The organism is Megasphaera sp. UBA4233 (assembly GCF_002395615.1).
GTDB classification, from domain to species: Bacteria; Bacillota; Negativicutes; order Veillonellales; family Megasphaeraceae; genus Megasphaera; species Megasphaera hexanoica.
This window is the reverse complement of the sequence record NZ_DGXL01000025.1, coordinates 101661-115064: the sequence shown is the minus strand read 5'-3', so window position 1 is coordinate 115064 and position 13404 is coordinate 101661. Positions and strand designations below refer to the sequence as shown.

The following is a 13404-nucleotide window of genomic DNA, read 5'->3' as shown; positions in this document are numbered from 1 at the left end:
AATTAGTTCTTAGCCTTTTGCGCATCGGCTTTGGCCTGTGCTGCTCTCTGCATAGCTTTGCATTGTGCCTTGGCGTTGCGGATATACTGGACGATATTGCGTTTTGCCGGGCAGGTATAAACGCAGCTGCCGCATTCTACGCAGTTCATAACACCGTATTCCATGCATTTATCCCATGCCTGGCAGGAAGAGAAGATGCTCAGCTGACTCGGGATAAGACCCATCGGACATGCTTCTACACAACGGCCGCAACGGATACACGGAGATTCTTCACCAACCTGGCATTTTTCAGGCGATAATGCGAGGATACCAGATGCACCTTTGGTAATAGGAACATCGAGCTGGTACTGGGCAAGACCCATCATCGGGCCGCCGCCGATTACCCGGTCGGGAGTCTGGGAGAAACCGCCGCAATAATCAATGACTTCCTGGAACAATGTACCAATACGGAGATTCAGGTTCTTCGGTTCCTTGATGCAGTCACCGGTTACAGTCGTCAGACGGGAAATGAACGGGATACCATGGCATACGGCATCGGTAACGGCAATGACCGTACCGACATTGCTTACGACACAGCCGACATTCATCGGCAGTCCGCCCGGTTCGACCTGACGGCCTGTCATGGCTTCAATCATCATTTTTTCAGCGCCCTGCGGATATTTCGTGACACAAGGCTGAACCGTAACTTCCGGAATATCTTTAAAAGCTTCTGTCAGTTTGGCAATAGCTTCCGGTTTATTATCTTCAATTCCGATATAACCCTGATGTACACCGAGAGCTTTCATGATGATCTGGACACCGGTTACCAGTTTCTGAACATATTCATCTTCTACCATGGCACGGTAGTCGCATGTCAGATACGGTTCGCATTCGGCACCGTTTACAATGAAAGTATCGACAGGTTTGTTAGGCGTAAATTTTACATGAGCAGGGAAGGTAGCGCCACCGCAGCCTACAACGCCTGCTTTTTTAATCAGTTCGATGATTTCCTTGCTTTCGAGCTTAGTCCAGTCCCGTTCCTGGGGAATGCCATCAGCCCATTCATCCTTACCATCCGATTTGATGACAACAGCCATGCACTTAACCATCATGTTGTGCGGCATGGGAGCTACCTTGACAACATCACCGGAAATAGAAGCATGGATGTCAGCATGGAGAAAAGCATCGCTCGTACCAATGAGCTGCCCTTTCTTGACATGATCGCCAACCTTGACTGTCGGAGTGCAAGGAGCGCCAAAATGCTGGCTCATCGGGATGACTACTTGATCCGGTATTGCTGGGGTTTCTATGGCTTTATCTTTTGCATAGATTTTGCCATCGTCAGGATGAACCCCACCTCTTTTAAAGGTTTTCAACATCAAAAATCACCTCATTAAATATATAATGAAAAAATAAAAACATTAAGCAACCAATTTAGAGAAGCGATACGTTTTCCGGCCCGGCATATTTCTTGTCTGTCAAAAACCTGTCGAATAACTTGACGCCTCTACAAGACGGCATGAAAGCCGTAATGCCGCCGATGAATTCCGACTGCACTATATCGTATCCCAAAGGGGTGCTTACAAATCTGCAATCACTAGGTGACCGCTCTTTCGAAAGCAGATAAACGTTTTATCAGGACAGAATTATCCACTTTCAATCGTTATCATTATATCATCATCTCTTTTATTATTCAATGTGAAAATTATAGCAAGCTCCTACCCTATTTCCGCATGTCTTCTATATATTCCGCATGATTATCGACTTTTGTCCCAAAACATTTTTCCTATTCTGCATATTGATTATGCGTATTTTATATACAGAAAAGGTCTGTATTCATCACATATTCGTGATACATAGATAAGAATTTATCTGATTCATGGAATTATCACCATAGCCTGGGCCATGTATGTGAAAAATTAGAACAAAGTACTATATCAAAAAGTGACAACAAATATAACTTAAACGATAAACTTTTCGGGCAGGATGCCACAAAAAATACTGCTCCGCATGATATAGCGGAGCAGCAGAATATACAGACGGATTTATTTATTTTTTAATTCCAACGCTGTCGAGATGAGTCCTCTGAATAACGGATGGGCTTTAGTCGGACGGGATTTAAATTCCGGATGGAACTGGCAGCCGACAAAATAGGGGTGATCCGGAAGTTCTACAATTTCGACCAGCCGGTCGTCAGGAGATGTCCCCGATATGACCAGCCCGGCTTTGGTAAGTTCTGTCCGGTACTTATTGTTGAATTCCCAGCGATGACGATGCCGTTCGTAAATAAGGTCTTGTCCGTAAACTTCCCGTGCCTTAGTGCCTTCAGCCAGTTTGCAGGGATATAAGCCGAGGCGCATCGTACCACCTTTGTTAGAAATATCCACCTGATCCGGCATGAGATCGATGACCGGAAATTCGGCATCTTCCTGGAATTCCGAACTCGTTGCCCCTTTCAGGCCTACGACGTTGCGGGCGAATTCCATGACAGCGCACTGCATACCCAGGCAAAGTCCCAGGTAGGGAATCTTATGTTCCCGCGCATACTGTACCGTCTTAATCTTGCCTTCTACACCGCGGTTGCCAAATCCGCCGGGTACGACAATGCCATCTACACCGCTGAACACTTCATCAAGATTGGCATCAGACGGTTCCAGCGTTTCCGAATCAATCCATCTGATATGCACTTTGGTCTTATAGGCATAACCAGCATGACTCAGTGCTTCGGCTACACTGAGGTAGGCATCGTGAAGTGCTACATATTTGCCTACGAGGGCAATCGTAAGGTCATGTTCCGTGTGATAGATAGCATGGACCATCTTCTTCCAGTCTTCCATATCGCACGGTTTATCCGGCAGATCCAGTTTTTCCAGTACGATACGATCCAATCCTTCTTCAGAAAGGAGAAGCGGAACTTCATAGATACTGTCCAGTGTTTTATTTTCGATGACAGCATCTTTATCAATATCGCAGAACAGGGCCAGTTTATCTTTCATTTCATCAGACAGCGGCCGTTCTGTACGGCAGACGATGATATCGGGCTGGATGCCAATACCCCGCAATTCTTTTACGCTGTGCTGGGTCGGTTTCGTCTTCAGTTCGCCCGCAGCTCCGATGTACGGTACCAGAGTGACGTGAATATACAACACGTCATTGCGGCCTACTTCTTTCTTTATCTGGCGGATGGCTTCCAGGAACGGCAGGCTTTCAATATCGCCGACAGTCCCGCCGATTTCCGTAATGACGACGTCGGCATTGTCATCATCGCCTACACGGTACACGCGGTTTTTGATTTCATTGGTAATGTGGGGAATAACCTGTACCGTATGGCCCAGATAATCGCCACGCCGTTCTTTTTGAAGCACCGACCAGTAAATCTTGCCGGTCGTGACATTGGAATTCTTACCCAGATTGATATCAATGAAACGTTCGTAATGACCTAAATCCAAATCTGTTTCCGTGCCGTCGTCGGTGACAAAAACTTCACCGTGCTGATAGGGGCTCATCGTACCGGGGTCTACATTGATATAGGGGTCAAACTTCTGAATCGTAACCTTGAAACCACGATTCTTCAGAAGACGGCCCAGTGCCGCTGCCGTAATCCCTTTACCGAGTGATGAAACAACCCCGCCTGTCACAAATATGTATTTAGCCATAATTCCTCCCTGCTGAGCATGACTGCTCGTAGACTGATAAAGTAAGTACTGTAAGATGCCGCAACTGCGGCAGGAAATCATAAAGTATATTATATTACATTTTTTCAGGAGCAGAAACCCCTAAAATAGCCAGACATCCGGCGATGGTAATCCGGACGGCCGTAACCAGGGCCAGTCTTGCTTTTTCCAGGTCCTTATCGGGCTGGATGACATGGCAGTGGTTATAAAAGTTATGGAACAGGCTGGCCAGTTCATGAGCAAAATGAGCTATGCGGTGCGGAGCCCGTTCCCGTGCGGCAATCTGAATTTCTTCCGGGAAAGCCGCCATCTTCTTGATCAGTTCCAGTTCCTGTGGTTCCTTCAGTGTATCCCAGACTACGTCAGACCATTCTTCCGGGATAGTACCGCCTGCTTCCTCGATTTGTTTATAAATACTGTAAATCCGGGCGTGGGCATACTGGATATAGTAGACCGGATTTTCATTGCTGTGGGATTTCGCCAGGTCCAGGTCGAAGTCGAGCTGCGTATCGAGAGAGCGCATGATAAAGAAATACCGGGCTGCATCGGTCCCGACTTCTTCAATCAGCTCATTCAGGGTGATTGCCTGGCCAGTCCGCTTGCTCATCTTCACGGGCTTGCCATCGCGGAACAGGCTGACCATCTGCAGCAGCAGCACTTCCAGCTGAGCCGGATCATATCCGAGAGCTGCCATGGACGCCTTGACGCGGGCTACGTATCCATGATGATCGGCACCCCAGATATTGATCATCTTCTTAAAGCCCCGTTCATATTTGTTCTTGTGATAGGCAATATCGGCAGCCAGATAGGTTGGCACGCCGTTATCGCGGATGATGACCCGGTCTTTATCGTCGCCGTAATCGGTCGATTTCAGCCAGAGCGCCCCGTCTTTTTCGTAGGCCTTGCCCCGTTTTTTCAATTCATCACAGGCCGCGCGGATGGCATCGGGATGGAGAGTCCGTTCGCTGAACCAGTTATCATAATGGACATTAAACGCAGCCAGATCCTGCCGCAGGGCCTTCAGTTTTTCTGCATAGGCCCGGTCCTTGAAGTACGCCAGCCGTTCCGGTTCTGCCATAGATAAATACGCATCCCCGTCCTGGTCTATAATGGCCTGGGCCGTTTCAACGATGTCATGGCCGTGATATCCGTTTTCCGGGATTTCCGAAGGATATCCTAAAAGTTCCAGATAGCGTGCATTGACGGAAGCCGCCAGATTATCCATCTGATTGCCGGCGTCATTGATATAATATTCAGCCTGTACATGGTAGCCGGCCTTGCGTAAAAGATTTACGAGAGCACTGCCGTAGGCAGCGCCGCGGCCATGGCCGACATGGAGCGGTCCCGTCGGGTTGGCACTGACGTATTCGACCTGCACGGTGTCATCTTCCCGCAGCTCTGCCTGCCCATACTGTTCACCTGCAGAAAGAATCTGCCGGAGCGTATCGTAAATTACCATATGATTCAGAAAGAAATTGATAAAGCCGGCACCGGCAATTTCTGCCTTGTCCAGCCAGGGATAATCCATCTGGTCTACAATAGCGCGGGCAATCAGCTGCGGAGATGTATGGGCAATGCGCGCCGACTGCATGGCAATATTCGTCGCAAAATCGCCAAATTTCTTCTGGGGAGGTACTTCGAGCACGACTTCAGGGTATTCTCCCTGAGGCAGTGTGCCCGCCTTGACAGCTCTGTCCAGAGCTTCCTGTATGCCTTGCTTGACTAATTCTTTCATTTCCATTACGCATGATCCTCCTGCACATCAATAGACAGCTGATTATAATTGGACGCAAAACCATCGATTGTCACATCGTATCCCAGCTCGATATGTCCCGTACCATCTGACAGAGTGGAGCGGCACACATAGGTCTTCAGCGTGACCGGAAGCCTGCCCAGAGGCGTATCGTACCACGAATGGGTTTCCCTTCCCGGCCAGTATTCCTGCCGCTGCTGCATCTTCCCTGTCCGTACCAGTACGACGTTGCCATTATCCAGGACCTTGATGATGGTGGTCACACCTTCAAGTCCTGTGATTTCGCTTTCGGCATACATAATATACTGGGTATCTTTTTTCCTATAATACTTGCCTTCCGATACGAGCTCCATTTTCAGCTCCTGACCTTGTTCATTGCGCTGGATGCTCGTAACGCTTACGACAACGGGTTTCACGGAATTCCAACCTTTCTTTTTTTATTTCAATGTTACTATTATATAACAAGCAGGGGAAAAAGGAAATAACAAATCATGAATGTTTCGCATCCTCTATGAGCCAGGGCCAGTATTTTTCCGGCATAAAGCTGCGCCGCACCGTATCATTGCGCCGTTCTTTTATAGCAATAGTCTTATAATACGCCTGCCAGAGATGATTGAATCCCTGCTCGTCCCGGGAAAGAGATAATTCCTGCAACGTCCTTGGGATTTCAATCAGGGAAAGGGTGTGATTCTCATAGAGGACACCCATGTGCCGGCGTATATCGTGGATGACCCACCGTTCTCCGGGAAAACGGGAAACAAAGTGCGGTGCCATAAGGGGTACGACAGCACAGGAAGGTGCCAGCCGGGCATAGAGCATACCATCGGACAATTCACGGAAGCGCAGCAGCCCCAGTAACTTGTGGCGCTCATTGCCCGTCCTGCGGGCCATCTGACGTACTGCCCAGACCGGTTCATCGCTGAGATGACGGAGAAATTCTTTTTTATAATGAAAGGCCAGCCTCAGGTACAGGAGGAGCGCCTCTTCCCTCCCGGGCAGTTCTGCCATGAAGGCATAGTACAGGAAATGACTGGCCCTGCCGCCACACTGCTTACGGAGTGCTTCCAGGATCCGCCGGGCTTTGCCGGGATCAGAAGGCACAAACCGCGGTTGATCAAACAGCGATAGCTCCCCCTGGGTGCGGATATTTTCTGTCTTTTCTATGCCATCATGCCAGGCGTCAAATACAGCCGACAAAAAGCCGAAAAACGTCCCGTCATATTCGTAATTCATATGGTGCCTCCCGAAAACAAATCAACTTCTTCGTAGCGGGACCGCCCCTCATCCTGCAGGAGATGCCGCCGGATTTCCCCCTGCCCTGTATGACCGCCATAGTACCGTCCCCGGCAGGTGATGAAATATTTTGCCCGTTTGAGGACGATTCCCAGGCGCCGCAGACTGTCATAGGAAAGCCAGGCCTGCCTGCGGGCCGCGCAGATGCGCCGTGCCGACTGTACGCCAATGCCCGGCACGCGGAGCAGCATGTGATAGGAAGCGCGGTTGATTTCAATGGGAAAGACTTCCGGATGCCGCAGGGCCCAGCAGGCTTTCGGGTCGAGGTGAAGATCAAAATCAGGCATATCGTCACTCAGTATTTCATCGGCCGTAAACTGATAAAAACGCAGCAGCCAGTCCGCCTGATAAAGACGGTGTTCCCGCAGGAGCGGCGGCGTCCTCAGTTCCGGAAGTCCCGGCCCATGGAGCATGGGCACATAGGCTGAATAATAAACGCGTTTCAGGCTCACATGGCGATACAATGATTCGCTAAGACGCAAAATCGTGCGGTCACTGTCCGGCGTCGCTCCGATGATGAGCTGCGTCGTCTGCCCGGCCGGTACGAAAGCAGGTACTTTGCGGCTCTTTTTCCGTTCCTCCTGCCGTTCGGCAATGCCTGCGCGGACAGCACGCATGGGCAGGAGGATACTCTGCTTCGTTTTTTGCGGCGCCAAAAGCCGGAGGCCTGCCGATGAGGGCAGTTCTATATTGACGCTGAGCCGGTCCACATACTGTCCCAGTTCCCGGATCAGTCGTTCATCCGTCCCGGGTATGCCTTTCATATGGATGTATCCGTTAAAATGATAGACATCGCGGAGCAGCCGCGCCGTACGGATGAGAAGCTCCGTCGTCGTATCGGGACTCTGGTAGACACCGGAACTCAGGAATAACCCTTCTATATAATTGCGCCGGTAAAACTGTATCGTAATATCGGCAATTTCTTCCGGTGTCAGCATAGCCCGCTTCGTCTCCCGGCTGCAGCGGTTGACACAATAGGCACAGTCATAGATACAATAATTCGTCATGAGTATTTTCAGCAGGGATACACAGCGGCCATCACTGGACCAGGTATGACAAATACCGGAGCAGGCGGCATTGCCGATGCCGCCCTTCTGATTGGCTCTGTGACTGCCGCTGGATGAACAGGAAACGTCGTATTTGGCTGCATCACTCAGAATTTGCAATTTTTCCTGGATTCCGTCCCAATCCATACCGACTCCCCCCCTTTTTTCTTCCCCTATCATAGCACATCCGCTGCTGTCTTTCAAACATACGTTCTTCCATTGCTTAAAAAAAAGAGGCTGCCCTTTGAGACATCCTCTTTGCCGCCGCCATTACATATGCAGGCCTTCCCGCAGCTTTTCAAAAATCTTTTGTTCATCTTCTGTCAGGTCCCGGCCCAGGTCTATTTTCAGTTCTTCCCCGTTATTGCGGGCTTTTTCCTGTTCATGAGGATCACCGCTTTTAGCCGTATTGTCACGAATAATCATAGAACTCACCTCCTGTGCTTTCTAACAATATATCATCGTTCCTTTTGCACAACCGGAGAAAAAACGGGACCGTCCTACTGTGGCAGTCCCGTTTTCATCACACCCGTTAAATCAGTGTTTTCGGATCCGGATATTCATTGATGCTTTCGACGAGTTTATCTGCCAGATCATCGAGTTCGCATTCCTGATCGTCTTTCAGAGACGATTTGATGTCCATCGTCGGTTCCAGCAGTTCGCAGCACTTGAACTGGTTTTCTACGTAATCGACCATCGTCTTATAGGCAGCCGATGCCCAGCTGTGGCAGGCAATGACGCCAACAGTACGCTTTTGATACATGAGTGTCTTCAGATCGTGGAGGAAGTTTTCCATAGGCAGGAACAGATTGAGGTTGTACGTCGGAGCAGCCAGTACGAGATGGCTGTATTCCCAGGCCTTCGCCGTGATGTAGGATGAATGAATCTTAGCCACATCATAGAGGCGGACATCCTGGATTCCCCGCTGGCTCAGCTTATGGGCCAGTGCGCAGGCAACCCGTTCTGTATTGCCGTAAATGGACGAAAAAGCAATGACGACACCTTTCTTTTCCGGCACATATTTTGCCCAGTGAAGGTATTTTTCAATAATGTATTTGATGGTTGCCGGCGTACGGAATACGACACCGTGGAGCGGGCAGATATAATCGATGGGAAGGCCCGATGCTTTTTTGAGGACATTGACGACCTGGGGGCCAAATTTGCCGACTATATTGACATAATAGCGGCGGGCAGAATCGAGATAATTTTCTTCAAAATCGACCTGGTCGGCATAAACATTGCCCAATGTACCGAACATGCCAAAAGCATCGGCACTGAAGAGGACATGGTCCGTCAGGTCATAACTCATGATAACTTCCGGCCAGTGAACCATCGGTGCCTTGACGAACTGGAGTGTATGTTTGCCGAGCGCCAGCTGGTCGCCTTCTTTGACTGCGACATAACGGTCCGGCATCGGTTTGCGGAAAAATTGTTCAAACAGCTTGAACGTCTGGGGCTGGCCTACGATCTTGGCATCAGGGTATTTTTCCAACAGGGCGACGGCCGAGCTGGCATGGTCTGGTTCCATATGCTGCAGGACGAAATAATCGAGCTTGCGGCCATGAAGCAGATATTCTACATCTTCCAGGAACTCATCACGGCATCCTTTGTCCATGGCGTCGATGACACAGGTCTTTGTGTCATCAATGAAATAGGAGTTGTAGGTGACGCCTTCGGGAATCGGGAAAATCCGTTCAAATAATTCAGTCCGGAAATCATTGCATCCCATCCAATAGATGCCATTTTTGATTTCTTCTGTAATCTGCATAAGTATCGTTACCTCCTTTAAAATATAAAGAGAATTTTCATCTACCTGTATCATATCATGTTTGCAGGCAGTAATAAATATCAATATGGAAAATCTATCGATTTACTTGTCTGATTTTGCTTTTTCTGCCGCTTTACTCTTATTATTGTCGGCTGTACGGTCCGTTTTAGACGAAGCGCTGTCGCCACGGACGGTATCGGCTTCACGGCTGTCCGGTCCGGATACCGCTGCGGTCGTATCCGATGCAATAGCATCGGCCCGCCGCTGTTCGTCTGAAACAGCTGAACGGACTTCCTCCTGACTGGAAGAAGACTGTTCACTGGCCAGGGATTCCGCTTCTTCAATAAGATGCAGCAATTCATCCCGGTCAGCCTGGGACAGGCCCTTGCTGCTGTCGAGCAGTTCCTGTACCTGGGACGCGACGCTGGCGGCCTCCGACCGGGCCCCGCTGCGGCTGATGCGTCCGGACTGATAATTGCGGTTCAGATCACGGAGAGCACTGGAAAGTTCCAGCGTCTTGCTGCGGATTTTACTCATAGACAGCTCATCGCTGCGCTGTTTTTTTGTATCTGCATCGTGGAGTTTTTTATCTTCTTCCCGGCTTTCCAGCAGTTCTTCCTGTTTCTGTTGCGACACTTTCGCCAGGGCATCTGACGTGATATGAGTGCCTGTATAATATTCATATCCCATATAGCCGAATATAATCAGGGGAAGCAGCAATGCCAGGATTTCGACACGGCGCATGTGGGCAGCCCGCTTCCAGCTGATCGTATTCCGGCGGCGTATTTCCATGATAATGACAAAAAGCAGAATGGCTGCAATCGCAAAAAGGGCGACATAAATCGCCAATTTATGCCATACCGTCGCCTGAAGGCTGATTTTAGACGGAGACGAATTATTCAGGCTCCACATATATGTACTGCCCTGGTCGTCGGCTTTGGACGCATTGCTCTTTACATTCGTTCCCGATGGAAAAGAGACAATATATTCCAGGTCCGCCCCATTTTCTTCAATGGGCATTCCCAGTCGCAATTCTTTAATGCTGTCAGCCGTAAAATTATAATCAATATAATAGGTCGAACAAAAGAATCCGTCATGGGTCTTATGCACGACGCGGTCAACGGAGCTGCGGTTGGCACCATCTTTGGTAATGGTCTTCATAGCCCGGAATCCCTTGCCATTGTCGTTGTCATAATCCATGATTGTATAATTCCGCTTCTGAAACTCATCCGCATCAGCCCGGAGTTTTTTCTGACCGGATGCCGATTCTGAAACTTTCAGCACATCCTGCGTCTCACTGCCATCATCGTGGATGATTGTCTGGGCCCGGAAGCCGGAGAGCAGACAAAAGGCGGCTATAAGCAGTACAGTCAATCCCAGTTTTAGGTAGGTTTTCATAAAGTCCTCTCTTTCTACATGCATTATTCTTCCTTGGGCGGTACCATTCCCGATTCTACAATACGGGACCGGCCGGAGGACCTTGTTTCTCCACCACCCTGCCGTTCTGACCGGGCTGCCTCCATAGCGGCGCCGTTGCTGGATGCTTCCAGGGGAATGCCATTGACATAAATACCTTCAATGACGCCCAGACCTTTTTTCATGCGGATGCTGGCTATGACACTGTCACCAGAAGCAATGTCATAAATGCCATCGGCTTTATCCGGAGCTATGCGATAGCGGTTAAAGCCTACCTGGAACTGTACATTGCCATCATGATATGAAACGACTTTCGCTTCCATGTAGTCTCCTCCGATGAGCGGCTTAGAAGCCGATGCGCCTTTGATTTCCATCATGCCTTTATCGTCACGGGCAATATGTACGTATATAGTCTGATGTTCTTCTGGTTCTGTTACATCCATCCAGGGAGCCGTGTCTTCGGGAAAGACAACGCGTATATAATCGGTGCCAAAGCTGGACACTTCCAGACGGGGCACGCACTGCCACTGGTAAGGGATGCCATCGACCGTGATGTTATGCCAGCGCCAGCCAATATACCCCAGGGCAGCCAGCTGGACGATAGAAACCACGATGAGGACGAACCATTTAATCCGGCTGTCAGAAGGAAGAGTCATATCTGGTAATTTCATTTTCTATCGCCTCCTTCTGATGACCAGGGAGAATGGGTAAAGTGTTTTTCCCTTTCCGGTTTAGGCGCAGCACTGCCCCAGGGCGAACCGTGATGCTGTGCCGGCCGGGCAGCCGGCGCCTGTGCTTTTTCTTTTGCCGGTACGGACGGAGGCAGTGGGATGTCATCAGGATTATGAAATACGGGCGGCGTAAACCGGGATAGTTCCGGTTCTCTCGGCGTAACCGTTTGTGCCGGGGGAACGGGCGGTTCCGGTTCTTCTTTTAGTTCCGGCATGTGAATCGATTTCATCCATTCCGGCATCTCTTCTGCCACATCAGCCATATCATCCGTTTCTGCCGGCTGTCCGGCTGGAACATCAGGAGATCCAGCTTTTCTGATAGAGGCCGGCTGTTTTTTACGGCGGCTGCGGGCTTTGCGGTTTGCACGTACCGTCGCTACATTATGGCGCAGATCTGTCCGGTGCCGCGCCCGTTCTGCCGCATCACGGCGGCTGTCTGATGTGCGGCGTATCTGTATCAGCACCAGTGCCAGGATGATAATTGCCACAACCGGTACCAGCGGGGAAACACTGCCGCTCCAGAAGAAGGCCGCCACCAGACAAAGAAGGGCGCAGATGCCAAACTTCGTATGCTTGGTATGACCGCTCTGGATTCCCTGGACCATTTCATAAAATCCAATGAGAATCAGATAGATAGAGGAAACGATAAGCGGTACGGAAGAGTAAAGGCCGCTCCGTACCAGCATAGTTTCTGCTGCGATGATGACCGGGATACCCGCATACAGCACGGGACCCCAGAAACGTTTTTTGACACCTTTCAGGAGCAGCGCCAGAATAGACAGGAATAATATAACCGTAACAGTAATCGTCGTCCAGTGAAATCCCTGGATGCGGGCAATCCCATACCACGATGACGGCAGGGATGAAATGAGCAGCGATCCTGCAGCGGCACAGCGGCCAAACCAGCGGAACGGCACGCCCCAGGCTTTGCGGATGTCAATGGAATACCCTGCCAGCATAATCGCCGCCGCCAGGGTAGCCAGCAGCAGGAACGGGATATATTCTGAATCGAGTGCAGCCAGTCCGAATGCCGCGAACACCGTAATCGTAAGGGTCCAGGAATATACGGACAGGCGGATTTCATCATTGTGGCGCTGCAGCAGGCCATAAAACGGCACCAGCAGTACGAGCAGAATCCACATAAAAGCTGCTCCTCCCGGCGCATTGACCGGACCTCCGCTGGCTGCCCAGAGCAGTACCCCCAGAGCATAGAGAATCACTGCCCCGGCGGAACGAAGGAGATAGATACCTGGCAGTGACAGCAGTACCCATCCAGCAAGATAGGAAGGCGTATCCCAGCCCACATAATAGGTCTGCAAAGCTATCGCCAGAGAAACGCCCAGTATAAGGACATGAGTGACAGCAATCACTTCACCGCCCCAGGTTCCCTGCCGACTGCGGAGCATCCCGGCACCAACGGCGATTTGTGAAAAAAGCAGCAGTCCTGCCGCCAGTCCTATGCGCACGGCAAAACTCGTCTGGTACCAGAAACCAGACAGTCCCCATATCAGTGCCATACCGGCAATAGTAAGGCCCAGCGCCGTTACTACAATCAGCAATGGCAGGGGAATGCCTGCCGTTTTCGTTTCCAGTATATGACGTATCTGGACAGCCCCTTCACGGGAAACCCATCCTCTGGATTCCCATTCCCGGATCTGCTGTTCCAGCCATTTTGTGTCCATGTGTTCCATATTATATGTGTCCCCCAGGCAGAGTATGTATTCATTCTAAGCGTACCATCAGC

At 50.2% G+C, this 13404-nt stretch carries 11 protein-coding genes; all 11 read right to left on the bottom strand.

The annotated features are described in order from the left end of the window. Positions 1-2 precede the first annotated feature (2 nt). Complete coding sequence (gene rsxC / locus B2U90_RS08755) at positions 3-1358, bottom strand: electron transport complex subunit RsxC (RefSeq protein WP_059076691.1); 1356 nt, start codon at positions 1356-1358, stop codon at positions 3-5. Between the two features lie 666 nt (positions 1359-2024). Then, entirely contained in the window at positions 2025-3635 is a 1611-nt protein-coding gene (locus B2U90_RS08750) for a CTP synthase (protein WP_059076690.1), read from the bottom strand. A gap of 94 nt (positions 3636-3729) precedes the next feature. Continuing rightward, entirely contained in the window at positions 3730-5394 is a 1665-nt protein-coding gene (argS, locus tag B2U90_RS08745; RefSeq protein WP_113855418.1) for an arginine--tRNA ligase, read from the bottom strand. Then, positions 5394-5822: a DUF1934 domain-containing protein gene (locus B2U90_RS08740; protein WP_083237101.1), complete on the bottom strand. Its 429-nt coding sequence runs from the start codon at positions 5820-5822 to the stop codon at positions 5394-5396. The genes argS and B2U90_RS08740 overlap by 1 nt, the downstream gene beginning before the upstream one ends. Before the next feature lie 73 nt (positions 5823-5895). Then, positions 5896-6639: a TIGR03915 family putative DNA repair protein gene (locus B2U90_RS08735; protein ID WP_292017603.1), complete on the bottom strand. Its 744-nt coding sequence runs from the start codon at positions 6637-6639 to the stop codon at positions 5896-5898. Beyond that, on the bottom strand, positions 6636-7892 hold the full coding sequence (locus B2U90_RS08730; protein WP_150824440.1) for a putative DNA modification/repair radical SAM protein: 1257 nt from the start codon (positions 7890-7892) through the stop codon (positions 6636-6638). The genes B2U90_RS08735 and B2U90_RS08730 overlap by 4 nt, the downstream gene beginning before the upstream one ends. Positions 7893-8015: 123 nt before the next feature. Continuing rightward, on the bottom strand, positions 8016-8171 hold the full coding sequence (locus tag B2U90_RS08725; RefSeq protein ID WP_170087271.1) for a hypothetical protein: 156 nt from the start codon (positions 8169-8171) through the stop codon (positions 8016-8018). A gap of 106 nt (positions 8172-8277) precedes the next feature. After that, positions 8278-9513, bottom strand: coding sequence for an FprA family A-type flavoprotein (locus tag B2U90_RS08720; protein WP_059076686.1), 1236 nt, complete (start codon positions 9511-9513; stop codon positions 8278-8280). A 102-nt stretch (positions 9514-9615) separates the two neighbouring features. Beyond that, positions 9616-10911, bottom strand: a complete 1296-nt coding sequence (locus B2U90_RS08715) for a hypothetical protein (RefSeq protein WP_257536634.1) — start codon at positions 10909-10911, stop codon at positions 9616-9618. A 23-nt stretch (positions 10912-10934) separates the two neighbouring features. Beyond that, the gene (locus B2U90_RS08710) at positions 10935-11600 is read right to left on the bottom strand and encodes a hypothetical protein (protein ID WP_059076685.1); all 666 of its coding nucleotides are present in this window, start codon (positions 11598-11600) and stop codon (positions 10935-10937) included. Beyond that, positions 11597-13351, bottom strand: coding sequence for a DUF2157 domain-containing protein (locus B2U90_RS08705; RefSeq protein ID WP_292017602.1), 1755 nt, complete (start codon positions 13349-13351; stop codon positions 11597-11599). Before B2U90_RS08705 ends, B2U90_RS08710 begins: the two co-directional genes overlap by 4 nt. Between the last annotated feature and the right edge of the window lie 53 nt (positions 13352-13404).